The organism is Paracoccus alkanivorans (assembly GCF_003697785.1).
Lineage (GTDB): Bacteria > Pseudomonadota > Alphaproteobacteria > Rhodobacterales > Rhodobacteraceae > Paracoccus > Paracoccus alkanivorans.
This window is the reverse complement of sequence record NZ_QOKZ01000007.1, coordinates 32,736-59,633: the sequence shown is the minus strand read 5'-3', so window position 1 is coordinate 59,633 and position 26,898 is coordinate 32,736. Positions and strand designations below refer to the sequence as shown.

Annotated in this window: 24 protein-coding genes; 7 read left to right on the top strand and 17 right to left on the bottom strand. The window is 62.1% G+C overall.

Annotation, left to right across the window (positions count from 1 at the left end):
• Positions 1–29: 29 nt before the first annotated feature.
• The gene (locus C9E81_RS16960; protein ID WP_122113542.1) at positions 30–350 is read left to right on the top strand and encodes a hypothetical protein; all 321 of its coding nucleotides are present in this window, start codon (positions 30–32) and stop codon (positions 348–350) included.
• A gap of 43 nt (positions 351–393) precedes the next feature.
• Here the strand turns inward: C9E81_RS16960 and ilvN are convergent, their stop codons facing one another.
• The 3 genes from ilvN to C9E81_RS16945 all read right to left on the bottom strand — a co-directional run bounded on the left by ilvN (position 394) and on the right by C9E81_RS16945 (position 3,785).
• Positions 394–954 carry an acetolactate synthase small subunit gene (ilvN, locus tag C9E81_RS16955; protein ID WP_122113541.1) on the bottom strand — a complete coding sequence of 187 codons (561 nt, stop codon included), beginning with the start codon at positions 952–954 and terminating at the stop codon, positions 394–396.
• Positions 955–1,027: 73 nt separating this feature from the next.
• Positions 1,028–2,782 (bottom strand): acetolactate synthase 3 large subunit, encoded by a 1,755-nt coding sequence (locus tag C9E81_RS16950; RefSeq protein ID WP_122113540.1) that lies wholly within the window; start codon positions 2,780–2,782, stop codon positions 1,028–1,030.
• Between the two features lie 163 nt (positions 2,783–2,945).
• The gene (locus C9E81_RS16945) at positions 2,946–3,785 is read right to left on the bottom strand and encodes an arginyltransferase (RefSeq protein ID WP_122113539.1); all 840 of its coding nucleotides are present in this window, start codon (positions 3,783–3,785) and stop codon (positions 2,946–2,948) included.
• A 188-nt stretch (positions 3,786–3,973) separates the two neighbouring features.
• Between C9E81_RS16945 and C9E81_RS16940 the strand changes: the two genes are divergently transcribed.
• Positions 3,974–6,778 (top strand): [protein-PII] uridylyltransferase family protein, encoded by a 2,805-nt coding sequence (locus tag C9E81_RS16940; RefSeq protein WP_122113538.1) that lies wholly within the window; start codon positions 3,974–3,976, stop codon positions 6,776–6,778.
• 6 nt (positions 6,779–6,784) lie between these two features.
• Here the strand turns inward: C9E81_RS16940 and C9E81_RS16935 are convergent, their stop codons facing one another.
• Together C9E81_RS16935 and carA are read right to left on the bottom strand one after the other, a co-directional pair.
• A complete protein-coding gene (locus C9E81_RS16935; protein ID WP_243698700.1) occupies positions 6,785–8,707 on the bottom strand; it encodes a glycosyltransferase family 2 protein in 1,923 nt (640 codons plus the stop codon).
• A gap of 236 nt (positions 8,708–8,943) precedes the next feature.
• Positions 8,944–10,092: a glutamine-hydrolyzing carbamoyl-phosphate synthase small subunit gene (gene carA, locus C9E81_RS16930; RefSeq protein WP_122113536.1), complete on the bottom strand. Its 1,149-nt coding sequence runs from the start codon at positions 10,090–10,092 to the stop codon at positions 8,944–8,946.
• Positions 10,093–10,274: 182 nt separating this feature from the next.
• Between carA and C9E81_RS16925 the strand changes: the two genes are divergently transcribed.
• Positions 10,275–10,739 carry a GatB/YqeY domain-containing protein gene (locus C9E81_RS16925; RefSeq protein WP_122113535.1) on the top strand — a complete coding sequence of 155 codons (465 nt, stop codon included), beginning with the start codon at positions 10,275–10,277 and terminating at the stop codon, positions 10,737–10,739.
• A gap of 113 nt (positions 10,740–10,852) precedes the next feature.
• On the opposite strand, the gene C9E81_RS16920 is transcribed toward C9E81_RS16925, so the two are convergent.
• Genes C9E81_RS16920 through C9E81_RS16900 form a run of 5 tightly spaced genes read right to left on the bottom strand, consistent with a single transcriptional unit; the run spans position 10,853 to position 14,459 of the window.
• The gene (locus C9E81_RS16920) at positions 10,853–11,815 is read right to left on the bottom strand and encodes a magnesium transporter CorA family protein (protein ID WP_122113534.1); all 963 of its coding nucleotides are present in this window, start codon (positions 11,813–11,815) and stop codon (positions 10,853–10,855) included.
• An 11-nt stretch (positions 11,816–11,826) separates the two neighbouring features.
• Complete coding sequence (locus tag C9E81_RS16915; RefSeq protein ID WP_122113533.1) at positions 11,827–12,774, bottom strand: 2-hydroxyacid dehydrogenase; 948 nt, start codon at positions 12,772–12,774, stop codon at positions 11,827–11,829.
• Positions 12,774–13,106, bottom strand: a complete 333-nt coding sequence (locus C9E81_RS16910; RefSeq protein WP_122113532.1) for a tRNA-binding protein — start codon at positions 13,104–13,106, stop codon at positions 12,774–12,776. The genes C9E81_RS16915 and C9E81_RS16910 overlap by 1 nt, the downstream gene beginning before the upstream one ends.
• A complete protein-coding gene (proC, locus tag C9E81_RS16905) occupies positions 13,103–13,918 on the bottom strand; it encodes a pyrroline-5-carboxylate reductase (protein ID WP_122113531.1) in 816 nt (271 codons plus the stop codon). The genes C9E81_RS16910 and proC overlap by 4 nt, the downstream gene beginning before the upstream one ends.
• A gap of 37 nt (positions 13,919–13,955) precedes the next feature.
• Positions 13,956–14,459, bottom strand: coding sequence for a type III secretion system chaperone family protein (locus C9E81_RS16900; protein WP_122113530.1), 504 nt, complete (start codon positions 14,457–14,459; stop codon positions 13,956–13,958).
• Positions 14,460–14,664: 205 nt separating this feature from the next.
• Here C9E81_RS16900 and cobD point away from each other — a divergent pair, with 205 nt between their 5' ends.
• The 3 genes from cobD (at position 14,665) to ppk2 (ending at position 17,152) form a co-directional block, all read left to right on the top strand.
• Complete coding sequence (gene cobD / locus C9E81_RS16895; RefSeq protein ID WP_122113529.1) at positions 14,665–15,630, top strand: threonine-phosphate decarboxylase CobD; 966 nt, start codon at positions 14,665–14,667, stop codon at positions 15,628–15,630.
• 66 nt (positions 15,631–15,696) lie between these two features.
• Positions 15,697–16,167 carry a hypothetical protein gene (locus C9E81_RS16890; protein WP_122113528.1) on the top strand — a complete coding sequence of 157 codons (471 nt, stop codon included), beginning with the start codon at positions 15,697–15,699 and terminating at the stop codon, positions 16,165–16,167.
• 79 nt (positions 16,168–16,246) lie between these two features.
• Entirely contained in the window at positions 16,247–17,152 is a 906-nt protein-coding gene (gene ppk2 / locus C9E81_RS16885; protein ID WP_122113527.1) for a polyphosphate kinase 2, read from the top strand.
• Between the two features lie 46 nt (positions 17,153–17,198).
• Here the strand turns inward: ppk2 and C9E81_RS16880 are convergent, their stop codons facing one another.
• Positions 17,199–18,074 (bottom strand): LysR family transcriptional regulator, encoded by an 876-nt coding sequence (locus C9E81_RS16880; protein WP_122113526.1) that lies wholly within the window; start codon positions 18,072–18,074, stop codon positions 17,199–17,201.
• Between the two features lie 131 nt (positions 18,075–18,205).
• On the opposite strand from C9E81_RS16880, the gene ampC reads away from it, so the two are divergent.
• Entirely contained in the window at positions 18,206–19,360 is a 1,155-nt protein-coding gene (ampC, locus tag C9E81_RS16875; protein ID WP_243698699.1) for a class C beta-lactamase, read from the top strand.
• A 79-nt stretch (positions 19,361–19,439) separates the two neighbouring features.
• Here the strand turns inward: ampC and iolB are convergent, their stop codons facing one another.
• The 6 genes from iolB to C9E81_RS16845 all read right to left on the bottom strand — a co-directional run bounded on the left by iolB (position 19,440) and on the right by C9E81_RS16845 (position 26,895).
• Positions 19,440–20,234 carry a 5-deoxy-glucuronate isomerase gene (iolB, locus tag C9E81_RS16870; protein ID WP_122113525.1) on the bottom strand — a complete coding sequence of 265 codons (795 nt, stop codon included), beginning with the start codon at positions 20,232–20,234 and terminating at the stop codon, positions 19,440–19,442.
• A gap of 87 nt (positions 20,235–20,321) precedes the next feature.
• The gene (gene iolE / locus C9E81_RS16865; protein WP_122113524.1) at positions 20,322–21,236 is read right to left on the bottom strand and encodes a myo-inosose-2 dehydratase; all 915 of its coding nucleotides are present in this window, start codon (positions 21,234–21,236) and stop codon (positions 20,322–20,324) included.
• A gap of 10 nt (positions 21,237–21,246) precedes the next feature.
• Positions 21,247–23,085, bottom strand: a complete 1,839-nt coding sequence (gene iolD, locus C9E81_RS16860; protein ID WP_122113523.1) for a 3D-(3,5/4)-trihydroxycyclohexane-1,2-dione acylhydrolase (decyclizing) — start codon at positions 23,083–23,085, stop codon at positions 21,247–21,249.
• An 88-nt stretch (positions 23,086–23,173) separates the two neighbouring features.
• Entirely contained in the window at positions 23,174–25,075 is a 1,902-nt protein-coding gene (locus C9E81_RS16855; RefSeq protein WP_122113522.1) for a bifunctional 5-dehydro-2-deoxygluconokinase/5-dehydro-2-deoxyphosphogluconate aldolase, read from the bottom strand.
• Entirely contained in the window at positions 25,072–25,875 is an 804-nt protein-coding gene (locus C9E81_RS16850) for a TIM barrel protein (RefSeq protein ID WP_122113521.1), read from the bottom strand. The genes C9E81_RS16855 and C9E81_RS16850 overlap by 4 nt, the downstream gene beginning before the upstream one ends.
• 3 nt (positions 25,876–25,878) lie before the next feature.
• Positions 25,879–26,895 carry a Gfo/Idh/MocA family protein gene (locus C9E81_RS16845; RefSeq protein ID WP_122113520.1) on the bottom strand — a complete coding sequence of 339 codons (1,017 nt, stop codon included), beginning with the start codon at positions 26,893–26,895 and terminating at the stop codon, positions 25,879–25,881.
• Positions 26,896–26,898 lie beyond the last annotated feature (3 nt).

Below are 26,898 nucleotides of genomic sequence, written 5' to 3'. Positions count from 1 at the left end.
AGGCTGCCGCTAAAGGGGAAAAGATACCAATGATCGGTGTGGTCATCTGGGACAGGAAAGAAAGCGAGAGCGCCGTGATCTGGTGCGAGGATCAGGCGTCTCTGGTCTATCTCGAAGGGCGCGATCAGCTACGGGATCCATCCTATTGGCCCAGGCCCGGCGATCTGGTCGAACTTGAGGATGAAGTCATCGGAAAGCTGCGCCATGCCCGGCATGTCTCGCATGTTCCGCAGGAAAAAGGCGGTGCGATTCCACAGGAACTGCGATGCCCCTACAATCCGGACTGCACCAGCCTTGCCTTTCCCGTTTGTGACTACACCTGCCCCCCTTGCAAAGCCCGCTGCGGCTGACCCGACACGGCTTCCAGGGCGACGCGCCCTACTGAAGGATGTTTCAAGCCCCTCTCGCCAAAGCCGCAACCCCGGTCCGGGCAAGATCGGCCAGCCCGAGGGGGCGCATCAACTCGGCGAAAGCATCCAGCTTGGAAGGTGTCCCCACCAGCTCGAACACAAAACTTTCCAAGGTCGAATCCACGACATTGGCGCGAAAGATCTCGGCGATGCGCAGGGCTTCGACCCGCTTGTCGCCCTGACCACGGACCTTGAACAGGCCCAGTTCACGCTCGACCGAAGGCCCTTCAACCGTTAGGTCATGCACGTCATGCACCGGCACGATCCGTCCAAGCTGGGCCTTGATCTGCTCGATCACCGCCGGTGTGCCGCTGGTGACCATCGTGATCCGGGATTGATGCCCGGTATGATCGACCTCGGCCACGGTCAGGCTATCGATGTTGTAGCCGCGCCCCGAAAAAAGCCCGATCACGCGGGCCAGTACCCCCGGTTCGTTCTCGACCAGCACGGCCAGGGTATGGCTTTCCTCGACCTGTGCATTCGGATCGCGCAGATCATAGGCCGAATGACTCGACGCGCCCTTCTGGATGTTCAACGCATTCATGATTCGCCCCTGTTCTTCTTCATGTAAATATCCCGGGGGTGCGGGAGGCTGGCTGGCCCCCGCCCGCAGATGGTCAGACCAGGGCCGCACCGGCCCCCTGTATCGCCCCTTGCGTTTCGGCATCGCCCAGCAGCATCTCGTTATGCGGCTTGCCCGAAGGGATCATCGGGAAACAATTCTCATGCTTCTCGACCAGCACATCAAGGATGAAGGGCCCGTCATAATCGATCATCTGCTGGATGGCGTCATCCAGATCCTTCGGATCCTGGACCTGCGCGCCCTTGCAGCCAAAGGCCTCGGCCAACTTGATGAAATCGGGCAAGCTGTCCGACCAACTCTGGCTATAGCGTTCGCCATGCAGCAATTGCTGCCATTGCCGGACCATGCCAAGCCGCTCGTTATTCAGGATGAACTGCTTGACCGGCAGGCGGAACTGCACCGCGGTTCCCATTTCCTGCATATTCATCAGCCAGCTCGCGTCACCGGCGACATTGATGACCAGCGATTCCGGATGGGCCATCTGCACGCCGATCGAGGCAGGCAGACCATATCCCATCGTTCCCAACCCGCCCGAAGTCATCCAGCGGTTCGGCTCGTCGAAATGCAGGAACTGGGCTGCCCACATCTGATGCTGCCCCACCTCGGTGGTGACATAGCGGTCACGCCCCTTGGTCAGTGCCTCCAGCCGTTCCAAGGCGAATTGCGGTTTGATGATCGTGTCACTGCCGCGATAGAACAGGCAGTTCTTGCTCTTCCAGCCCTCGATCTGTTCCCACCATTTGCCAAGCGCCGCCGTATTCACCTTGCGGCCACGTGACTTCCAGATCTTCAGCAGATCCTCCAGCACATGGCCGACATCGCCGATGATGGGAATATCGACATGGATCACCTTGTTGATGCTGGACGGGTCGATATCGATATGCGCCTTGACGGAGCCGGGACTGAACTCGGCGATCCTGCCGGTGATCCGGTCGTCGAAACGCGCGCCGATATTGACCATCAGGTCGCAGCCATGCATCGCCAGATTGGCCTCGTAGAGGCCATGCATTCCCAGCATCCCGATCCAGTTCCTGCCAGAGGCGGGATAGGCACCCAGCCCCATCAATGTCGAGGTAACCGGGATGCCCGTCGCATCGGCCAGTTCGCGCAGCAACTGGCTGGCGCCGGGGCCGGAATTGATAACTCCTCCGCCGGTATACAGGATCGGGCGTTCGGCCTGTTCGATCAGTTCGACAAGCCGGGTGATCGCCGTGACATCGCCCTTGCGCACGGGTTGATAGCGCGGAGGATCAATCTGCTTCGGTCCCTGATACGCGTCCTCGGCGAACTGGACATCCTTGGGAATGTCGATCAGCACCGGCCCCGGACGACCCGAGGTGGCGACATGGAATGCCTTGTGGATGGTTTCCGACAGCTTGGCCGTGTCCTTCACCAGCCAGTTATGCTTGGTACAGGGACGGGTGATCCCGACGGTGTCGGCCTCCTGAAAACCATCGGTGCCGATCAGGAAGGTCGGAACCTGCCCCGACAGAACGACCAGCGGAATCGAATCCATCAGCGCATCTGTCAGCCCGGTCACGGCATTGGTCGCGCCCGGCCCCGATGTGACCAGGACCACCCCTGGCTTGCCGGTCGAGCGGGCATAACCCTCGGCCATATGCACCGCGCCCTGTTCGTGGCGCACCAGCACATGGGTGATGTCATTCTGTTGGAAAAGTTCGTCATAAATAGGTAGCACCGCCCCGCCCGGATAGCCGAATACGGTATCGACGCCCTGATCGCGCAGCGCTTCGATGACCATTCTCGCACCCGTCATGATTCGGGACATCTTCTCTACTCCATCTGACAAAATCTCGCGGCGCACGAGCAGGGCCCGCCGCCGCGTCGGCGCAAATTATGGTCGCCGGTCGGAAGGGTCAATGGGATTCGACGGTAAAAATGACGCCAACCGCCCCGAAATTGAAATTTTCTTTCGCGAGATAGCAGGAATCTCAGCGATCGAACTGCGGCAAAGAGATGCGCGCGACCTGTTCGACAATAGGATCGACCGACAGGGGATGGGTTTCGTTCGAATGATCCTGCGGCCGCCCGATGCTCTGCCAGACACCGCCCTTGTATATCTCGAGCGCCGAGAACCGGGCCTTGTAATCCATCTTGCGGCTGCCCGGCACCCAATAACCCAGATAGACATAGGGCAGCCCCGCCGAACGCGCGATCTCGATATGATCGAGGATGACATAAGTCCCGAGACTGGCCGATTGCAGTGCGGGATCGTAAAAGCTGTAGACGAGGCTCAGCCCGTCATCCAGCACATCGGTCAGGCAGACTGCTGCCAGATGGTCGTCGCCCCTGGCGAGATCCTCTGGCACGGCCCCGTCGCAGCGATACTCGATGATGCGGGTCTGAACCGGCGTCTCTTCGATCATCGCTGCGAATTCGAACACATCCATATCCGCCATGCCGCCATCCGCATGGCGGCAATCCAGGTAACTACGAAACAATTCGTATTGTTCCTCGGTCGCCCAGGGGGTCATGTTCACCCGCGTCAACCCGGCATTGCGCCGCAAAAGCCGCCTTTGCGTCCGGGAAGGATCGAAATCCGCCACCCGTATCCGCGCCGACATGCAGGCCACGCAACTTTCGCAGCTTGGCCGGTAAAGAACATTCTGAGAGCGCCGGAAACCCTGCCGGGAAAGCGCGTTGTTCAGTTCCGCCGCGTTTTCGCCCTGAAGAGCCGTGAACAGCTTCCGCTCCGCCCGGCCATGCAGATAGGGGCAGGGCTGCGGAGCCGTCACATAGAACTGGGGCGCGTGCGGAACGGTATGGCGCATCAAGCGTGTCCGATATGGTCTATTTGCGTGTCAGTGCCGATCATGCGCGTATGGGCAGGGAAATCCTGTCGGAAGGTTGTGTCAGCCAGAGCCTAACAACGATTCCCGGGCACGCCAAGCACCGAAAGGGTTAACGGACGCAATGTTTGCGCGTTGACGAGGGGCGGGCTTTGGATAGTGTGACCGGCATGGATTTCGCAACCCGTATCACTCGCAAACCATTGCCGCTGGACCGGAGCCGGGCGGAATCAGCCCGCGAACTGTTCTCGGACCTGCCCCGGCCCGTGCGGGATCTGATCGAGGGCGTGGCAGGCACCAGTCCCTATCTTGCCGGGTTATTGGAGCGGGAGGCCGACTGGCTGCCCGATGCCTTACGGCACGAGGAGGTGGTCAGCCGAGAAACCGAAGCCTTCGAGGAACTTGATGCCGAAGAACTGGCCGTTGCGCTGCGCCGGGCCAAGCGCCGCGTGGCGCTGTTCGCGGCGCTGGCCGATCTGGGCGGAGTCTGGACGCTGGAAGAGGTCACCGGCGCGCTGTCCGACCTGGCTGATCGTGCCGTGGATCTGGCGCTGCGGGTGCATGTTGCCCATGAGATCAGGCGCGGCAAGCTGCCCAAGACACATGCGGATGCGGGCGGAATCTTTGCGCTGGCGATGGGCAAGGGCGGCGCGTGCGAGCTGAACTACAGTTCGGATATCGATCTGATCGTTCTTTACGATGATACTGCCTATGCCGCGGATGACCAGTTCGAGGCCCGCGCCGCGCTGATCCGCGCCACCCGCAAGATGGCCGCCACATTGTCCGACGTGACCGGCCATGGCTATGTCTTTCGCACCGATCTGCGCCTGCGCCCCGACGCTTCGGTGACTCCGGTCTGCATTTCGGTCTCTGCCGCGCTGGCCTATTACGAGGCCGAAGGCCGCACCTGGGAACGTGCCGCCTTCATCAAGGCCCGCGCGGCTGCGGGCGATATCGTGGCGGGAAAACGATTCCTGCAGGAGCTTCGCCCCTTCGTCTGGCGCAAGCATCTGGACTTCGCCGCCATTCAGGATGCCCATGACATGCGGCTGCGCATCCGCGATCACAAGGGGCTGGGCGGACGGCTGGACGTCCCCGGCCATAACATGAAGCTGGGTCAGGGCGGTATCCGCGAGATCGAGTTTTTCACCCAAACCCGACAGTTGATCGCGGGCGGACGCGACCCCGACCTGCGGCAACGCGATACGATGGGCGGATTGGCGGCACTGGCGGCAAAGGGCTGGATTCCCGAAGATGTCGCGCAGGAACTGACCGAACATTATCGCGAGCACCGCGATATCGAGCATCGCGTCCAGATGGTGAATGACGCGCAGACCCACAGCCTGCCCAAGGATCGCGACGGTCTGGCGGTAATCGCGGCAATGATGGGCGAAAGCGACGTGGATGCGTGGTCCACCCGGCTGAAATCGCGGCTGGAACGGGTGCATGAACTGACCGAATCCTTCTTTGCCCCGCAAGACAGCCGCGAACGGCCCGAACTGTCCGAGGAAGCGCAGGCAATCATCGCGCGATGGCAAGGCTATCCCGCGATACGCTCGAACCGTGCGCGCGAGATATTCAAGCGCGTCGAGCCCGAATTGCTGTCCCGCATGGCGCGGTCGGGGCATATGGACGAGGCCCTGCTGCGTTTCGACAGCTTCCTCGCAGGGCTTCCGGCGGGGGTTCAGTTGTTTTCGCTTTTCGATGCCAACCCGCAATTGATCGAGTTGATCGTTGACATCTGCGGCACGGCGCCGGGACTGGCCAGCTATCTTGCGCGTCATCCGGCGGTTCTGGATGCGGTCCTCGGAGGCAGTTTTTTCGCACCGTGGCCGGGCGTGCAGGCCTTGCGCGAAGAACTGGCACGAGCCTTGCAATCGGCACTGTCGAGTCCGGATGGCAGTTACGAGCGTGCGCTGGATACCGCCCGACGGTGGGCGCACGAATGGCAATTCCGCATCGGCGTGCATCATTTGCGCGGCCTGATCGACGCGGATGAGGCCGGAGGCCAATATGCCGATCTGGCCGATGCCTGCCTTTCGGCGATGATGCCCGTGACCACTGCCGATTTCGCTCGTCGTCATGGGCCGCCGCCGGGGCGGGGCGCCGTGGTACTGGGCATGGGCTCCCTGGGCGCACGGCAATTGAACGCCGGCTCGGATCTCGATCTGATCGTGATTTACGACGCCGATGGGGTCGATGGCTCCGATGGACCACGCCCTCTGGCGGCACGGCCGTATTACTCGCGCCTTACTCAGGCGATGATCACCGCGATCTCGGCACCGACCGCCGAGGGGCGGCTATACGAGGTCGATATGCGGCTGCGTCCCTCGGGCCGGCAAGGGCCGGTGGCAACCTCGGTGCAGAGTTTCAAAAGTTACCAGATGACCGAGGCATGGACATGGGAACATCTGGCCCTCACCCGTGCCCGCGTCGTGGCGATGGCGGGCGACCATGCACCCGACCTGGCCGATCAGGTCGAGGCGCTGCGCCTGTCGGTGCTGCGGGACCGCGGACAGGATCCGCGCGTGATGCCCGATCTCGCGGCTATGCGGGAAAGGATTTTCACGGCGAAATCCCCAAGCGGATCATGGGAAACGAAGATCGGCCCCGGAAGATTGCAGGATATCGACCTGATCGCCCAGTCCTGCGCATTACGCGCAGGTGATCCGGCCCGTGCCTCGGTTGCCCAGTTGCAGGCAGGGCGCCGTTCGGGGACGCTGGCGGCGACTACCGCCGATAAGCTTTCATCGGCCCATCGCTTCCTCTGGAGACTGCATGCCTCCGGGCGCTTACTTGCTGAAAAGACAATGAATATTAACGAGGTCGGCCAAGGCGGACGGGAGTTCCTGCTGCGTGAATGCGGTTGCGCGAATATGCAGGAGCTTGCATCGCGGCTGAACGATATCTCCTCCCATACCGCAGAGCTTATCGCAGGCGAATTGCCTGACGATACGAAGGAGGCAGATAGCTGAGGCCATCTACCCCGCCCGAGGCAAATGGATGGCGCTGTTCGCCGCCTCCCCGTTCCGCCCTGTGATCACGCCTACCGCTTCTGCCTGTTCGGATTTGCCGATTTGCCCCATCACCGGCAAAAGGACAGTATCGGGGGGAGTCATCGGAACATTCTGCGGCGTGGTCGCGGCAAAGATGCCATGCGCGGTCTTGTCCCAATAGAAGGGGCATTTCAGCATTTCGTAGAACGCCTTCCACGCGGCAACGTATCCCAAGGGGAAATACAGCTGCATCATCGGCACCCATGGCAATAAATGGCGATGTTTCCGCCTGCGAACCGCAAAAATCCCAACGGCAACATCCAGAACCCCGGAACCGATCAGGATCCCAAGCAGGACGGACAAGGTCACAGCCCCGAACGTGTTTTGCAGCGCCTCCCGAAGCGGATAGGATATCCCCATGGATAGCAGCCAGAACCCCCAGATAACCGGCGCGAGCAGATACTGTGTCAGCATGAACAGGAACTGGACCTGAAAAGCACAGAAACGCCACGGGCCAAGATCACGCCACAATCGCCGGGGAGAGCGCATGTTCACCTCCCAGGTCATGGCATAGCCCTTGAGCCAGCGCGATCTCTGCCTGATCCAGGCAAGGGGGCGGCAATTCGCCTCTTCCTCCGTGGTGGTCGCGACAACCTCCGTCCGCCAGCCATGACGAGCAAGGCGTATCCCCAGATCCGCGTCCTCGGTCACGTTCCACGCATCCCAGGCTCCCACATCTTCCAGAGCCTCGCGGCGAAAAAAGCAGGTCGTGCCGCCCAAGGGAATCGCGAACCCCAATCGGGCGAAGGCAGGCAGCAGGACGCGAAACCAGACGGCATATTCAATGGTGAAGCAGCGCGCCAACCGATTGGTTTGCGGATTGTAGTAGTCCAGCACCCCCTGCAGGCAGCCAAGCTCGGGCGGAGCAAAGCTGAAATGCCGCGCGATACGATGCAACTGGTCGGGATCAGGTTGGTCCTCGGCGTCCCAGATGCCGATAACCTCCCCCCTGCAGAAGCCCAGAGCGTAATTCAAAGCCCGGGGCTTGGTGCGAATCGGACCATCCGGCACCTCGATCACGCGAATCCAGTGCGGCAGATCGGCAACCGCCAATGCGTCCTTGGTGACCTCATCGCCGGTTTCAACCACCATCACGATATCGGTAAGCTCCCGCGGATACCGGAGTCGCAACAAACGTGCGACCAGCTGCTCTGCAACATCGCTTTCCTGAAACAGCGGTACCAAGACAGAAATGACAGGCAGCGGCACGGCCATTTCCATAGCCCCTGCTTCCTCGTCGATCAGCGTTTTCCTGCACCGTCGATCCTTCCAGGATGTCCACAACGCCGTCACGAAACAAACCAGTTTCAATCCGGCCTGCGCGATCAGTCCTATTGCGGCAATCGCCACCAAAGTCCTCAGCATCGCAACCGGAAGCAAGCAGAACCCCAATATCACCATGCTGGCGGCCAGAAGATAAACACCGCCAAGCATCCTGTGCTTTCTTGTCCGACAGCTTTCGGTAGCGGGAACGCAGACTTCAGCCATGCGGATCAGCTCGGTCCGGCGAATCGCCAGGATGGCCGCATGGATTTGCTTTTCGCTGCAAATCAGCATGCGTATCGTTCCGAATTCGGCCGGAAGCATCCTGATCAGGTCGCCAAAGCGCTCGGGGTCGCAGGTTGCAACCCAGGTGATATTCCCCATGCGGCGCCAGGGCAGGATATTGTGGGTCAGGCAGTGGGCCGCCCCAACAGCATCGATCAGGCGTGGATCGGGCGGGCTTGCGACAGGATCGATCACATCAACGCCCCATTGCCGGGACTGCGCACGGGCCAACGCCTCGGGCGTCACCCATCCATGAGCGAGAAGAATCCGTCCGAGCGGTGTATCATGCCGATGCCGCATCATCGCCGCCTTTATCAGATGGGCGGGATCAACCGCACCCTCATCAAGCAGGCACTGTCCCAGAGTGCATTTCGCGGACGGCAGCCTCGTAGCGTTTAGACATCCCCCGTCATCGGGGGATAACGAATTTGCAGGGGGTGCTGCGCGACTGAAACCGGTCATCGGATGTCCTTTCTGGAACACCCGTTCTTCACATGGCTTCGCCTAAAAACCGGTTAATCGGCTGGCTGGTCGGATCAGCTTCTGCGGCTACGCATCGATTCGATGAACCTGCGGAACAGATACATGCTGTCCTGCGGTCCCGGCGCGGCTTCGGGATGGTACTGGACCGAGAAGACCGGCTTATCGGCAACCCGGATGCCACAATTGCTGCCATCGAACAGGCTGACATGCGTTTCGATCACGCCCTTTGGCAAGGTTTGCGAATCGACCGCGAAACCGTGGTTCATCGAGGTGATCTCGACCTTACCGGTCTCGTTGTCCCGCACCGGATGATTGGCGCCGTGATGGCCGTGGTTCATCTTGACCGTCTGCGCCCCCAAGGCCAAGGCCAGCATCTGATGCCCCAAGCATATACCAAAGATCGGCAGGTCGCGATTCAGCAATTCCTGTATCATCGGCACTGCGTATTCGCCCGTCGCGGCCGGATCTCCGGGACCGTTCGACAGGAATACCCCCTCGGGCTGATGGGCCAGCACCTGCTCAGCGGTGGCCGTCGCGGGCAAGACGGTGACATCGGCACCATGCGCCACCAGCGAACGCAGGATGTTGCGCTTGGCGCCGTAATCCAGCGCCACGACCTTGAAAGGCTTGTCCTCGGGGCTTGCACCGAACCCCTCGCCCCATTCCCAGCTTCCCTGATCCCAGTGATAGCTTTGCGCGCAACTGACCTGCTTGGCCAGATCAAGCCCGACCAGCCCCTTCCAGTCACGCGCCCGGGCAACCATCGCCTCCAGATCGAAATTGCCTTCGGGGTCATGGGCAAGCACCACATGCGGCGCGCCCTGCTGCCGAATCGCACGGGTCAGCCGTCTTGTATCGACGCCGCCAATACCGATTCGGCCGCGCCGTTCCATCCAGCCGGACAACTCGCCCGCCGAGCGCCAGTTGGACGGCACAGTCGGATCCCAATGCACGACGATACCGCTGGCGATCGGGTCCTGTGCTTCGTCATCCTCGGGCGTGATCCCGGTATTTCCGATATGCGGGAAGGTGAACGTGACGATCTGGCTGGCATAGGAGGGATCGGTCATCATCTCCTGATAACCGGTCATGGCGGTGTTGAAGACCAGTTCGGCCACGACCTCGCCGGTGGCTCCGAAGCCTCGGCCGTAGAACACGGTCCCGTCGGCAAGCACAAGGCAGGCGGTGGGTTTTTTGGCCATGTCGGCACCTCTGTCGTGAAATCAGCCGGTGAATAGGGGTGGCGGCGGGCAAGGTCAAGCGCTGGCATCCTTGCCGATCGCTGCGATGGCTTGAATTATGCGCGGGTTTTCCCTAGATCCCGGTCTTTCCGCCGGCCCCGACACGGGGCCCGAGGCATATGGGATCATCCCGGGAGTCAGTCATGGAACTGCGAGCCAAATTGCAAGCCGCCACCAAAGAGGCGATGAAGTCCAAGGACAACGCGCGGCTTTCGACGCTGCGCCTGATCTCTGCGGCCATCAAGGATCGGGAGATTGCCGCACGCGGAGAAGGCGGCGACGAGGCCGGGCTGAGCGATGCCGACCTCATTGCGATCCTTTCGAAGATGGTCAAGCAAAGCCAGGAATCGGCCAAGGCCTATGAGGAAGGCGGACGCCTGGAGCTTGCCCAGAAGGAAGAGGAAGAAATCAAGATCGTGCAGGAGTTCCTGCCACGCCAGCTGGATGACGCAGAGGTCGCACAGGCGGTGGACGCCGTGGTGTCCGATCTGGGCGCATCCAGTATCCGCGACATGGGCCGCGTAATGGCCGAACTGCGCGCGCGCCATGCCGGGCAGATGGATTTCGGAGCCGTGGGCGCCATGGTCAAGCAGCGCCTGCTGCACTGAGCCCCAAACCGGGACCTGCCACATCACCGGCAGGTCTCGTGCCGCAGGCACACAAGAAGGTATTTGAACAAAGAAGAAGGGTTACAGCCGCTTCCGGCCGGGCCGGACGGACCCTATAGCCAGTTTTTCCAGCGCAGCAGCAACCAGATTCCGACCGCAGTGCCGATCATCAGGCCAATCGCCATCGGATAACCCCATGGCTGATCCAGTTCGGGCATATCGGTAAAGTTCATGCCATAGATACTGGCGATCAGCGTCGGCGGCAGGAACAATGCCGCCACGACCGACAGCACGCGGACGGTGTTGTTCTGCTGCAGATTGATCATGCCAAGCGTCGTGTCCACCGTCAGGCTGACCCGCGAAGACAGGAAATCCGCATGCACCTCAAGTGCCTGAACATCGCGGAATTGCGAGCGGACCACCGGGCGAAGCCGCTCTGCTTCGGGGCGTTCGTCAATGATGGCGGTATAGAATGCGAGGATACGCTCGACCGTGAGAAGCCCGAGGCGCACCCGTGCCAGCAACTCGGCCTCGTGCCCGACCCTTTGCAGGGCGGCTTGCAGCCGATCCGAGCCCATGCTGCTGGCGCGGGGCTCGAATATTCCCGACATCGTGTCGTCCAGCACCCTGCCGGAGCCTTCGAGGATATCGGCCAGCCGGGCGATGATTTCCTCCAGCAACCCCACGAACAACCGATCCGGGCTGCCGCAGCCAAGCGTCGAACGCTCTCCCCGGTCGGGAAATGTCAGGAAAGGGCGCGGCGAATGGTGGCGCACCGTCACCAGCCGCTGCATCGACAGGATAAAGCTGACGGGCATAGCCGCACGGTCGCCATCGGCACGCTCACCGGGCAGAACGGCGGTCATGTAATCCAGCCCATCCTCGCGATAAAGCCGGTTCGAGATCTCGATCTCTTCCATATCGGCAAGGCTGGGAACGGGAACGCCTATCGCCCGCAAACTGTCGATCTCCTCGTCGCCGGGCTGGATCAGGTCGATCCAGATCGCCTGCTCCAGATCGGCCCCTTTTTCCAGCCGCGTGATCCGGCCGTTGCGGGTGACATAGGCATAGAGCATCGGCGGCCCCTTCAGCTGACCAGATCGCCAGGGTGCTGCCCTTCGGTAAAGGCAATCAGATTGGCGAGTGCACGCATCGCCATATCGGTGCGCACCTCGTCCGTGGCAGTCCCCAGATGCGGCAGCAGCGTGGCGTTCGGAGCGTCGATCAGTGCTTGCGGCACCTCTGGCTCGCGCTCGTAGACATCCAGCCCCGCCCCCGCGATCACGCACTCGTTCAGGGCAGAAATCAGTGCGGCCTCCTCGACCACATCGCCGCGGGCGATATTGACCAGGTAGGATCTGTGGCCCAGAGCCTCCAGTTCCGCCTTGCCGATCATGTGACGCGTCCCAACCCCGCCCGGCACCGCCACCACGGCGATGTCACAAGCCCGCAGCATCTCGTGCAGTCCCGGCATCTGCCGTGCCGGAATGTCCAGCGCCGATACCGTCGAGCGGTTGTGGAATACCACCCGCATGCCAAAGCCCAGATGACACCGCCGGGCGATGGCCTTGCCGATCCGGCCCATGCCGATGATACCCACGGTCCGCCCGGTGACATTGCCCCCCAGAAGCTGGGTCGGGTTCCAGCCGGTCCATTGTCCCGCCCTGAGCAATCTCTCGCCCTCGCTCGCGCGGCGCATGGTCATCAGGATCAGCGCCATGGCGATATCGGCGGTGGCATCGGTCACGACATCAGGCGTATTGGTAACGGCCACCCCGGCTGCCTTCGCCGCCGCCACGTCGATATGATTATACCCTGCCCCGAAATTGGCGAGGATCCGGCAGCGCAAGTCACCCTCGAAGGTCCTGGCTGTGAAAGCGTCCCCCAAGGTCGGAATAATCGCGTCATAGTCACGCAATGCCGCCCCCGCCTCGGTCTCGATCATCGGGGTATTGTCCCGAAAGACCGTATCGAACCGTGCCTCCAGCGCCTTCGTCGCGGTTTCGGTCATCGGTCGTGTCACCAAGAGCTTCATCAATAGAGCCTCCCCCCGTTCGGCACCTCGAGATCGGGCCGGATCAACACCACTTCACTGTCACTGTCGGGCACACCCAGAACCAGCACCTCAGACATGACCGGCCCGATCTGGCGCGGCGGGAAATTCACCACGCAGAGCACCTGCTTGCCGATCAACTGTTCCGGCTGATAATGCCGGGTGATCTGGGCCGAGGATTTGCGCTCGCCGAGTTCTCCGAGGTCCAGCCACAGCTTTATGGCGGGCTTGCGCGCCTCGGGGAAAGGTTCGGCGCGGATGATGGTCGCAACCCTGATATCAACTTTCAGGAAATCGTCGAAACTGATCGTCATTTCGCGCCTTTCCCCAGTTCACGCCCCCGTTCCGTCGCCGCCGCGACGGTTCGGGCTATCAGCGGCGGCAGCCCCGTATCGGCATCCATCAGCACCTTCAACCCCGCTGCAGTGGTCCCCCCCGGTGAGGTCACGTTTTCGCGCAGCACCGCCGGATCCTCGTCAGTATCGATGGCCAGCGCCCCTGCCCCGGCGACGGTCATCCGCGCCAGTTCCAGCGCCAGCGCCGGGGCCAGCCCCTGCGCCTCGCCCGCCTTGGCCATTGCCTCGATCATGTGAAACACATAGGCCGGGCCGCTGCCTGAAAGGCCGGTAACCGCGTCCATCTGATCCTCGCTGTCCAAGCGCACCACGCGCCCCACCGCAGCCATCAGCGCCTCGGCCAGATCGAGATGCGCCGCCGTGGCAACCGCGTTACCGATGATCGCGGAAATCCCCTTGCCAATCGCTGCGGGAGTGTTCGGCATCACCCGGACGATGGCAGCACCGGAAAAGACCCCCTCGAAGGTGGAAATCATCGTTCCCGCCGCGACCGAGACGACCAGCGTATCCTTCAGCACCGGCAATTCACCCAAGGCATCGGCCATCATCTGCGGCTTGACCGCCAATACCAGCACTGCCGGGTCATGGGGCAGCGGCGCATTCACGCGCAGCCCCATGTCCAGCCATTCGGGTGCAATTTTCGGGTCGATCACCGTGACCGCACCGGGTTGCAGGCCCTGTGCCAGCCAGCCCCGCAACATCGCGCCACCCATCCGGCCGCAACCGACCAAGACCAGGCCGCGCGCGTTGATATCGTCGAAATCGCTCATCCGCTCCCCTCCTGTCATGCGGGGACCGGATGTCCCCTCATGCCCGTCCGTAGGCCTCGCCTATGGCGATGTCCAGCGCTTCGGTCGCGGAAGATTCGGCCCAACCGATCATCTGGAAAGCCGGGTAATAGCGTTCGCAGGCGCTCAGCGCATTGCCGATCATCTCGTCGATCTGTTCGGGCGTGGCCAGGTTGTCGCCGGCGAGCACGAGCCCATAGCGCCAGACCATCAGCCGTTGACCGGACCAGAAGGTAAAGGCCCCTTCCCAGACCTGATCATTGGCAAGGTTCAGCATCTCGTAGAGCGCCGGCAACCGTTCGGCCGGCGGGTCCATGTCGAAGGTGCAGATCAGGCGCAGCATCTCCTCGCCCGGGGACCATGCCAGCGTCAGCGAATAGCTGCGCCACTGGCCTTCGACGATCATCGCGATCTGGTCATCGGCCAATCGGTCGAAGTCCCATTCGTGATGCGTGGCGACCGTTTCAACGATGTCGATAGGGTGGATGTCGTCGCTAGGGATAAATTCGCCGGTATGTGCCATACCTGTCTCCTGCCTGACTGCCAAAGCGATTCTTCGACCGCTAAGCGTTGTGGCGACCTCTACACCGGGCGGGATCGCCGTGAAGCGCTTACAATATATCGTGGTTCGGATTGCCTCTGCTGTAAAGGGAAAATATCTGTCGCATTGTAACAATCCCCGGCTGGCCCTTTCGGTTCCCTGGGGCGACCTGTCAGAAAGGCACAAGATGCAGCGTGACCATGGCGGCGATATCGATGTGGCGGCGACTCGTTATGGTGCCGGTGACTGGATTGACCTTTCCACGGGAATCAATCGCCGCCCCTGGCCTGTCGCCCCGTTGAATGATCATGTCTGGCATGCCCTGCCAACAGCCGCCGCACGGCACCGCCTCACCGAGGTGGCCGCAGGCTGGTTTCACTGCGATCCCTCGCTGGTTCTGCCGGTTGCGGGAGCATCTGCGGCCATTCAGTTGATACCACGCACTCTGCCGCACGGACGGGCCGCCATCCTTGCGCCCAGCTATAACGAGCATGCCGCCAGTCTGCGCTCCGCAGGCTGGAAGATCGGCGAAGCCGCGCGGATCGAGGACATGGCCGGAGCCGATCTTGCCGTCGTGGTCAACCCGAACAATCCGGATGGCCGCGAATGGCGGCCCGAAGCCCTTGCGGCGCTTGCGGCACGAACTGGCCACCTGATCGTCGATGAGAGCTTTGCCGATCCTCGCCCCGACCTGTCGCTTGCCCCCTTGTTGCCGGAGAATGCCATCATCCTGCGAAGTTTCGGGAAGTTCTGGGGTCTTGCGGGGTTGCGCCTTGGTTTTGTCATCGCCGCGCCGGCCCTGCTTCGGCAGATCGCCGAGGCTGCGGGGCCATGGTCCGTCAGCGGTCCCGCCCTGGAGATCGGCGCGGCCGCCATGGCCGACCATATCTGGGCCGACACTGCGGTAATGTATCATTCGGAAGCAAGCCTGCGCCTTGACCGCCTTGCCATGGCGGCGGGTTGGCAGCCCGCTGGCGGCACCCATCTGTTTCGCCTCTATGACACCGGGGATGCAGCGACAGCGCAGGACCGGCTTGCCCGCGCACATATCTGGACCCGGCGCTTTCCCTATTCCGATCGCTGGCTGCGGCTTGGAATACCCGGCAATTCGCAAGAGTGGGACAGGCTGACTGCCGCGCTCCGCACAGCGTGACATCCGGAACGCTGGCTTTTCGACACGGCTTCGGGCAGATTTGGGGCATCCGCCCCGGGAGGACCGATGCTTCGCCTCATAGCCCTTTTTTCTGCATTGATCATGGGCGCGGCACCAGCCATCGCGGATGCCCCCCTGATCATCCTTGACCGCAATCAGCTTCCTTTCGATCTTGGTCCCGGCCATCCGGCGAACAATCCTGCCAAGCCGTCGAACTCGCCCAATGCGTCGTGGAATTCGGCCGGGAACACGGCAAACTCCCCTTCTGCATGGGAAAACCGCCCCTCGAATCCGGCGAATGAAAAGCGGCTGATCATCACGGCCGATGGTGGCGTTCTGGGCTATTATGCGACCAATGCCGGCGGCGTTCTGAACCTGTTCGACGTGAATGGCCGCCGGGTCGCCTACCGCCCCGCCAGCGGCACGAGGAGCCTGTTCACCGTGGGCGGCGAATGGTGCGGCACGGTCGATTCCGGAAGCGGTGGCAGCTTCGTGCTGGCCGTCACCCGGGGCTGCGCCTTCAGGTTCGGGCGCTGAGACGGGGAATGCCCGGGACGGGGCCGTAATTCCGTTACATTTCCGCCTTAAACGGGGGAACGAAACGCCGGAGAGGATCATGAGCGAACAACCCAGGGACTGGCTGGAAGCCGAGCTTCAGGACACGATCGACGAGGATGTCGAAATCGAGATGGAGGACGCCATCCTTTCGGCCGAGATCAAGCGCATCTATCGCAGCCACCATCCCAACCAGTTGCCCCGGAAGGAATATTTCCACGAGCTTCTTCGCCTGCAATCGGAGTTGATCAAGCTGCAGGACTGGGTCAGCTATCACAAGGAAAAGGTGGTGGTGATCTTCGAGGGTCGCGATTCGGCGGGCAAGGGCGGCGCGATCAAGCGGATCACGCAGCGCCTGAACCCCCGCGTCGCCCGGGTCGTCGCCCTTCCCGCCCCGTCGGACCGCGAAAAGACGCAATGGTATTTCCAGCGCTACGTTCCGCATCTGCCCGCGGGCGGCGAAATCGTGCTGTTCGACCGCAGTTGGTATAACCGCGCCGGGGTCGAGCGGGTGATGGGATTCGCCGACGAGGATCAGGTGGAACAGTTCTTTCAGGACGTTCCCGAATTCGAGCGGATGCTGGTCCGGTCAGGGATCCGTCTGGTGAAATACTGGTTCTCGATCACCGACGAGGAACAGCAGATGCGATTCCTGATTCGCATCCACGATCCGCTGAAACAGTGGAAGCTCTCACCCATGGACCTGCAGTCCCGCGTCCGGTGGGAGGCCTATACCAAGGCCAAGGAGGATATGTTCGAACGCACCAATATTCCCGAGGCGCCCTGGTATATCGTTCCCGGCAACGACAAGAAGCGCGCCCGACTGAACTGCATGAGTCACCTGCTGAGCCTGATCCCCTATACCGAGGTGCCGCACGAGGAGGTGACGCTGCCCAACCGGGTGTTCAACCCCGATTACGAGCGCGAGGTCTTGCCACGCGAACTGTATGTGCCTCAGAAATACTGAGGGCCGCTTCAATCGCTATTGATAATGCGCTGGCCTAAATATCTCATCATGCCTCCGTCCCGAAGCTTGACGCAAGCCATTCCCGGAACGCCCCTTGTCCGGTGGATTCCGGATTGGCATGCAAACGTGTCAGCCAATAGTCGCCTGCCGTAAGCAGGGCTTCGAACGGCCGGACCAACCGTCCGGACTCGATCCAGGATGAAAACAGCGCGACAGGCACCAGCCCGGCCCCGTGGGACCGGGCAGCCATTTCGGCGATGGCCAGAGAGGTATCAAAGACCGGCCCCCGTAGCTGTGGCGCCGGAAGGCCGTGGATGGCGAACCACCGCTCCCATTCATTCGCGCGGTAGGACCGCAGCAAGGGCATAGACAAAAGATCCTCGACATTGCGCAGGCGGTCGGCCAGTCCGGGGCTGCAAACCACCATCATCGCGCCTCTCATCAGCCTTGTCGCCGCCACGCCGTGCCAGCTTCCGTCACCGAAGCGGATCGCAAGATCCAGCCCTTCGCCCGCCAGGTCGACGCGGTTGTTGTTGGTATGGACACGCAGATCTATCGAAGGATGAAGCCGCTGGAAATCCGGGATGCGCGGGATCAGCCATTCCGCGGCAAAGCTGTTGACAACGCCCAGATTGATGGTCTCGTGATAATGTCCTGTGGAAAAGCGGTCCAGCGTCCCGGACATTTCGTCAAAAATCCGGGTCAGGACCGGGGCCAGCATGATGCCTTCCTCGGTCAGCACCAGCCCGCGCGGAACGCGGCGGAACAAGGTGACCCCAAGGCGTTCCTCCAAGCCTCGGATCTGATGGCTCAACGCCGCTTGCGTCACGCAAAGCTCGACTGCGGCACGGGTCAGGTTCAGATGGCGCGAGGCCACCTCGAAGGCACGCAGGGCGTTCAGGGGAAGTTGAGGACGATCCATGAAGCGAGATTAGATTATCTCATGGCCGAATTGAAATATGATCGTTTGTGCTTTGACGCAAATTCGCCGTAACCCTGCATATGTCGGCGAGACCCCGTCGACCGGATATAAGACAAAGCGGAAACATTAGCATGAATTATGGATGCGTGGGCCTTGGCCTGTTTGCAGCCGGTCTTGCCATGCCGGCATCGGCGATGAGCGAAGCCGAGTTTCAACAAATGACGGCCGGCATTCTTGCCCCCGTCATTGCGGAGCATGACATTCCGGGTCTCGCCGTCGGCGTGATCTGGCAGGGCCGGGAATATATCTATACCACAGGCAAAGCTGATCGTGCGGAGGCAAGGCCGGTTACAGCGGATACCCTGTTCGAGCTTGGCTCGATCAGCAAAACCTTCAACGTGATCCTCGCCGCTCTTTCAGAACAGGAAGGACGCCTGTCACTCGCGGATCCGGTAGCGGACCATCTGCCGGAACTGAAAGACAGTGCAATTGGCTCCGTGTCACTGATGGATCTCGCCACCCATCAGACCAGCGGGTTACCCCTGCAGGTGCCGGATGAGGCAAGCGATGACGGCACGATGATGCGCTGGCTGCAGGAATGGCAGCCTGCGCCGGGGCAGGGCGAACGATCTTACTCGAATATCAGCATCGGCCTTCTGGGACGCATTGCCGCTCACGCTTTCGATGGAACCTATGCCGAGGCACTGCAAGCCCATGTTCTGGATCCGCTGGGGCTGGAGAATGTTTACATCGATGTGCCAACGGCTGCCATGCCGAGCTACGCTTGGGGTTATTCGCGCGAGGATGACAGCCCCATCCGGGTGAATCCGGGAATGCTGGATGACGAAGCCTATGGCCTCAAGTCGGACCTGCGCGACATGCTGCGGTTTCTGCGGGTCAGCCTGGGCGATATGGATGTCCCGTCGGACCTGCGTGAGGCTGTGGCGAAAACCCACCTGGGCCAGACACGCACAAGGAATTTCGTGCAGGCGATGATCTGGGAACGCTACCCCTGGCCGGTTTCACGCGATCAGTTGCTGGCCGGGAATGCACCGGAAATGACCACCGAAAGCCAGCCTGCGACGCGGCTGTCATCCCCCGAAACATCGGACCACGCCGCGCTGTTCAGCAAGACAGGATCGACCAATGGCTTCGGCGGCTATGTCGCCTTCATCCCCGACGAGGATCTGGGCCTTGTCATTCTGGCCAATCGCAACATTCCGCTTCCCGCCCGCGTGGATACGGGGTTGACCCTGATCGAATCCATTCTGGAGGGCGAAGGGTAAAATCACAGATCTTGCATCAGATACAACGCGAATACAGCCCCGTGCCGGGATCGGGCTCGTAGACGGGCAGCCTTACCCCTCACATGAGCTGTTCCACTTCCGGCGCCGGCACGAAGCGCCAGTTCCTGCGCGGCCCCGCCATGACGTTCAGGTAATAGAGCTCAAACCCATAGGGCGCACCGCAGGGATGGTGGCCACGCGGGACCAATACCACATCATGGTCCCGCACGGCCATCACCTCGTCGAGACTGCCATCATCGGTATAGACACGCTGCACGGCCCAGCCATTCGCCGGGTTCAGACGATGGTAATAGGTCTCCTCCAGATAGGTGATGCGTGGAAAATCGTCCTCGTCATGGCGATGGCTGGGATAGGAGGACCAATGCCCGGCGGGCGTGAACACCTCGGTCACCAGCAGGCTGTCGCAGTAATCCTCGGCCTCCATGGCGATATTGTTGATATAGCGGGTATTGCCGCCCTTGCCGCGCTCGGTCAGGGAAATTCCGTCCGGCCCGATCCGCCGCGCATCATGCCCGCCCCGCCCGGGGGCGGCGCAGACCGCGATAATGCAATCACTCTCCGCCACAGCGCGCCATTCCGCGCCATTGGGGACATAAAGGCAATGCGGCGGGGTTTTCTCGAACACATCCATCCGCTCGCCCAGCACACCCCAATCGCGATCCGCGGCGTGAAAGGCGGCCTTGCCCTCGACCATAACCAGGATCACCTCGTTACTGCCGGTCGCCTCCCCGGCACTCTCGCCGGGCCGCAGCCGGTAGAGGGAAAACCCCACATAGCGCCAGCCCGCATCCGCCGGCGTGATCTGGTGGGTCTTGCCATGGCTGCCAAAGGGTCGCCGCAGTAGTTGACTCATCCTCGTCCCTTTCTTCTTCATCCAAATATCCTCGGGGGTGAATTGGCCGCAGGCCAAGAGGGGGCGCGAGCGCCCCCTCGCCCATGGTCACGCGGCGGCTTCCCGGTCGAGCCCCGCTTCGACCGCCATGCGACGTAGCGCCTCATAGCCCATGCGCTGATAATGCAGAGGCTCGCGGATCGCGCTGTCCTGCTCGGCCTCGATCACCAGCCAGCCCCGATAACCATGTTCGGCCGCGAGTTTCAGCACCGGCTCGAAGGCGACACATCCCTCGGGATCGCCCGGCACGGTGAAGGCGCCCCGCTTCACTCCCTCGATAAAGCTCAGCCCCTCGGCGCGCACCTGCTCCATGACGGGTCGGCGGATATTCTTGCAATGGATATGCCCCACCCGGTCCACATGTTTCCGCGCCACTTCCGCCGGATCCGCGCCCCCGAACAGGCAATGGCCGGTATCCAGCAGCAGCAGAGTGTTCGGCCCCGCCGCCGCCATGAAACGGTCGATATCCGCCGCGCTCTCCACACAGCTTCCCATGTGGTGATGATAGCAGAAACGCATCCCCTGCGCGCTCGCATGTTCGGCCAGCGCATTGATCCCGGCCATGAAGCGATCCCATTCCGCATCCGACAGCACGGGCCGGTCATTCACCGCCACATCCGGTCGGCCATGCACGGTGTTCGAACATTCGCAGACGATCAGAACATCCGTCCCTGCCGCTTTCGACATGGCGATATGCGCGTCCATCGCCGCCTTCTCGGTTTCCGGCGTCGAATCATCGGCAAGAATATTTGTCGAATGCCAGCCACCGATAAATCGCAGCCCGTAAGCGCCAAGCGCGGCCTTCAGCGCCGCGCCTTCCGAGGGCATCTTGTGCCCCTTCTCGATCCCGTCGAAACCGATCTCGCGGCAATCGGACAGGCAGTCATCCAGGCTCAGATGATCGCCGATCGAGTGGTCGTCGTCATTCGACCAGGCAATCGGATTGGTGCCGTAGAAAATCATCGCGTCCCCCTCAATTCGCAAGGCTCTGCCGTGCGGCATAATCCAGGTATTCGGCATAGGCCCGTTTCAGCTTTTCACTGCCGCCCACCTCCGGCACGGCGACATCCCACCAATGGCCTGCCGCTTCCAAACCGTCGCCCGGCCCCGGAACGGCAGTGGTGTCGATCACGATCACGGTCGGAATGTCCCGGCCCCGCGCCGCCGCGATCTGCGTCTCCAGATCGGGGATACCCGCCGCCTTCACCGCATGCGCGCCCATGCTGGCGGCATGGGCAACAAAGTCGATCTGCGGCTGCGCCTCGACATTGCAATCCTTGTAGAGATTGTTGAACTCTTCCCCGCCGCAGCCCTGCTGTAGCCGGTTGATGCAGCCATATCCCCGGTTATCGGTCAGGATCACGGTAAAGGGGATGCGCCGCATCACCGCCGTCGCCAGTTCGGAATTCGCCATCATGTAGCTGCCGTCACCCACGAAGCACAGCACCTCGCGGTCCGGCTGCGCCAGCTTCAGCCCCATGGCCCCGGCAATCTCGTAGCCCATGCAGCTATAGCCATATTCCATGTGATAGCCGCCCTGTGCAGGCTGCCAGAGCAGCTTGAGCGCCCCCGGCATCGTTCCGGCGGCACACATGGCAATGCTGGCCGGGGTCGAGGCCCGCTGCACCGCACCGATCACCTGCGCATCCGTCGGCAACTCGTTCCCCACGGCAGACTCGGCACAATGCGCATCCACCGCCGCCAGCCAGTCGGCGCGCGCCTGCGGATCGGCGGCATCGGCGCGGTAATCGCCCAGCTTCGCCGTCAGCTTCTCCAACGCAACCTTCGCATCGGCGACAAGGCTCACCGCGCCATGCTTGGCGGCATCACAGGGCTGCACATTGATACCGATCAGCTTCGCCTCCCCGAACAAGGTCCGAGAGCCGGTGGTGAAATCCTGCAGCCGCGTCCCGACCGCAATCACCAGATCGGCCTCACCCGCCACCCTGTTCGCCGCCGCCGAGCCATCCACCCCGACTGCCCCGAAATTCATCTCATGCGCCTGCGCCAGCGCCGATTTTCCGGCCTGAGTTTCGATCACCGGGATATTGTGGCGGGTCGCAAACTCACCCAAAATCGATTCCGCCCCGGAATAGACCACCCCACCGCCGCAGACGATCACCGGGGTTTTCGCTGCCCGGATCATCTCTGAAGCCTCTTCCAGCTCGCGTGCATCCGGCTCGGGCCGACGGATATGCCAGACACGCGATGCAAAGAATTCCTCGGGCCAGTCAAAGGCCTCGGTCTGCACATCCTGGCAAAAGGACAGGCAGACCGGCCCGCAATTGGCCGGGTCGGTCATCACCCGCAGTGCACGTGGCAGCGCCGTCAACAGATGCTCGGGCCGGGTGATGCGGTCGAAATAACGCACCACCGGACGGAAACAATCATTCGCGCTCACTGTGCCGTCGTCGAAATCCTCGACCTGCTGCAGGACCGGATCCGGCCTGCGGCTCGCAAAGACATCGCCCGCGATGAACAGCACCGGCAGCCGGTTCACATGCGCCAGCGCCGCCGCCGTCACCATATTCGTCGCCCCCGGCCCGATGGAACTCGTGACCGCCATCGCCCGCCTGCGCGACTTGCCCTTGGCATAGGCGATCGCGGCATGGGCCATCGTCTGCTCGTTCTGTCCACGCCATGTCGGCAGCGCTTCGCCAATCCCGTGCAGCGCCTCGCCCAGCCCGGCCACGTTGCCATGCCCGAAAATCGCCCAGACCCCCTCGATGAAACGCTCGCCTTCCCCGGTCATCTGCTCTGACAACCAGCGCATCATGGCCTGAGCCGCCGTTAGTCGAACCGTTCCACTCATCTCAAGCCCCTTCTTCTTTGTCCAAATACCTCGGGGTGAATTGGCCGCAGGCCAAGAGGGGCGGCGCCCCTGCCTCTCCCTGCCAATCTCATGCTGCCGCCCGAATACGAGCCTGATCCCAGATCCCGCAGAGCCGCGCGTAGCGTTCCGCCATCCGCGTCACGGCATCGTCGTCCCCGATCCGCCCATCAAGCCAGTCTCGCGCCACCTCGCCGAAGATCGTCCGGCCCACGGCAAAGCCCCGGACCAGATCGAACCCGGCTGCGACTTCAAAGCTGGCGGCCAGTTCCGTCTCGGGCGCGTCCAGCCCCAGCACCACGATGCCGCGCGTATGCCGGTCATGTTTCTCGATCACGGCGATGGCATTCGCCCAGGCCGCGCGCGTCTTCAGCGGCTCCAGCTTCCACCAGTCGGGATAAATCCCCGCCGCGTAAAATTGCCGGATCAGCGTGGCCGTGGTCTCGTCATCCATCTTCCCCAGTTTCGAGGGGATGATCTCCATCAGGAACTCCAACCCGCTCCTCCGTGCCGCCGTGAACAGCCGCTTGACCGTTGCCTCCTGATCCGCACGGATGGCCGCATCGTCATCGGGATGGCAGAAGCACAGAACCTTCACCACATTCTCGCGCGCCCATTCCTGCAAGCCGCCGCAATCCGGCCCCAGTTCCGGCTCCAGCTCCAGCGGGCGCGAGCCCGGCCATTCGCAGGGACGCCCGATCCACAGCCCCGTACCCGAGGCCGCATGGAGCGCCCGCTTCCCGATCCGGTTGTCGCAAAGGATGCCATAGCCCAACCGCCCGTCCGCGACCCGCAGCGCAGCCTTCAGGCACAGTTCCTTGAAGGCCCCGCCCTTCTCGGGCGTGTAGCCCGCCATTTCCTCCAACTGAATCCGGTGATCGAAGGCGAATACCCGCATGCTGGACCAGTCGCCGCCGCGATTGGTCGCCCAGTGGATCTGCTCCAGTTCCGGATCGTTGCGCAGATCGGGGCGGATCACCCCGCGCGTGAGGAAGAATTCCAACTCGGCCAGCGAGGGATAGGCCGGCGTGCAGCCGTGGCGACTGACCGCGAAGGCGCCGCAGGCATTGGCGTATTTCAGCGCGGTCGGCCAGCCTTCACCATCCAGCCAGCCCTTCAGCAGGCCCGAGAAGAACCCGTCCCCCGCGCCCAGCACGTTGAACACTTCGATCGGGAAGCCCGGCCCGCTTTCGCCGTCATCGAGACTGTCGGGAATCGCGCCCTCGAAAGCCACCGCCCCCGCCGCCCCACGCTTGCAGACCAGCGTGGCCTTCGTGACCCTGCGCACCGCGCGCAAAGCTGCCACCGTATCGGTGGTGCCACCCGCGATGTGAAATTCTTCCTCGGTGCCGACGATCAGGTCAAAGAAATGCAGCACCGATTGCAGCTTGGCCGTCACCTTGGCGCTTTCGATAAAGCGGCTTTCGCCCTCTCCATGCCCGGCCACTCCCCAGAGATTCGGGCGGTAGTCGATATCCAGCGCGGTTCTGGCTCTATGCTTCCGCGCCAGTTCCAGCGCCTTGAGCACCGCGCCCTCGGTGCGCGGATGGCTCAGATGCGTTCCCGTCGCCAGGACCGAGCGCGCCTCGGCGATGAAATCCTCGTCGATATCGTCCTCGCTCAGTGCCATGTCGGCGCAGTTCTCGCGGTAAAAGATCAGCGGAAAACTGTCCTCGTCGCGGATGCCCAGCAGCACCAATGCCGTCAGCCGCTCAGGATCGGTCGCCACGCCGCGCAGATCCACGCCCTCGCGCGCAAGCTGTTCGCGGATAAACCGCCCCATATGCTCGTCGCCGACCCTGGTGATCACTGCCGAGCGCAACCCGAGCCGCGCCGTCCCGCAGGCGATATTGGTCGGGGAGCCGCCGATATATTTGGCAAAGCTCCCCATATCCTCCAGACGGCCGCCGACCTGCTGACCGTAAAGGTCAACCGAACTCCGCCCAATCGTGATCACGTCAAGCGTTTTCATGCCGCCCCCTCTTCAGCCAAAGCGGCCAGAATGAAATCCATGCTCTGACGCAACGCCGCCTCGGGGTTGGCGGAGTTGTGAACTTCTTCCGCGAAGGGTTCGAATGAAAACGGACCGTCATACCCCCCTGCCAGAAGCGCCCTGATCTGCGAGATATTCTTCAGCCGGTCGCCCCCATCCACCAGAACACGATGCGCGTCCAGCATATCGTCAACCTCCACGCCCGGATCGGTCACGCCGGAAATATGAACGAGGCCGGTGCGGTTCGGGAAGAGCCCGGCTTCGCCGGCAAGATGGTGATGGAACGTATCATGCATCAATGCATAGGTGCCGTCTGCGCCAGCCTCGGTGATGGCGGTGATGGCTTCAGCCTTGTTGCGCAATGAGCTGACCGGAAAACCCAAAGGCTCGACCAGACCGGTCAGGTTCCGCTCATGCAGGATGTCTTTCATGGCATCCAGCGCCCTCACCACCTCGGAATGCGGCACCTTGTTCCCGTCGTTCAGCGGGCACATGACCAGCGCCCGCGCCCCGCATTCCGCCGCATAATCGGCCATTCTCTGCGCACGGTCGGGAAGATCGCCGGCCCACAGGTTGAACGGATACAATGCGTTGATCGACAGGATGGTGATACCCTGTGCCGCAGCCTCGGCACGGACAGCGGTAGGGGTCATGGCTCCCAGAACATCCGGAATATCGTTGCGGATCTCGACTTCCGAGACGCCGAGGCGACGGCACATGGCGAAAAACCCGGCCAGTGGCAGTTTCGGTGCCGAAATATGATTGATCGCGAAACGCATGGGTCAGCCCCTGTCGTAAAGCGCCGGTCGGTCCGGCAGAGAGATGGAAATGATCTGGCCGGATTTCTCCTGCGCCTCGACGCAGGCATCCGAAGAGATTGCTGCGACATAGCCATCCCAACTGGTTGGGCCAGCGGCGGTTCCCTTCGCGGCAGCGGTGATGAAATCCTGCAACTCGACATCGTAGCTGTCGATGAAACGGTCCTTCCAGTCTGTCAGGATTTCGCGTTGCAACCGCGCCTCCTTGCGCAGGGTAACCGCCATCGGGTCGGGCAGACTGACCAGCCCCTCCTCTCCGACAACCTGGCACTGGATGTCGTAACCATAGCGGCAATTCACGAAAATCTCGACATCGATGCGGATGCCCTTTGCCGTTTCCAGCAGCACGATCTGCGGGTCAGCCACCCTGTCATGGGCATGGCCTGATTTGCGCGGAAAGACGACCTGCGCCGAAACGTAATCATCGTCCAGCAGCCAGCGGAACACATCGATCTCGTGGATCAGCGTGTCATGGATCGCCATCGGGGTGACATATTGCTCTGGCACCGTGGGGTTCCGATGCGCGGCATGGACCATCAGCGGGGTGCCGATCTCATGATCGACAGCCTGTTTGAGCATTCGGTATCCGGCATCGTAGCGGCGCATGAAACCAACCTGAACCAGCCGCTTGCCATGAGCAACTTCCGCATCGACGATGCGAAGCGCACCTTCGGCTGTCGTCGCCAGCGGTTTTTCGCAAAAACATGGCTTGCCCGCCGCAATCGCCGCCAGCACATAGGTCTCATGCGTCGAGCCGGTCGAGCAGACCAGCACCGCGTCCACATCACCGGCGGAGATCAGACCCTCGCCTGTCTCATGGACCTTTGCACCGGGCGCGAGATCGGCCTGAACGGCCCTCGCCGCATCCGGGTTATAATCGCTCAGCGCGACCACCTCGGCCCCGGCCAACACCTGCTGGATTCTCCGCGTGTGGTCGCGGCCGATCATGCCTGTTCCGATAACGCCAATTTTGACGGTCATGTC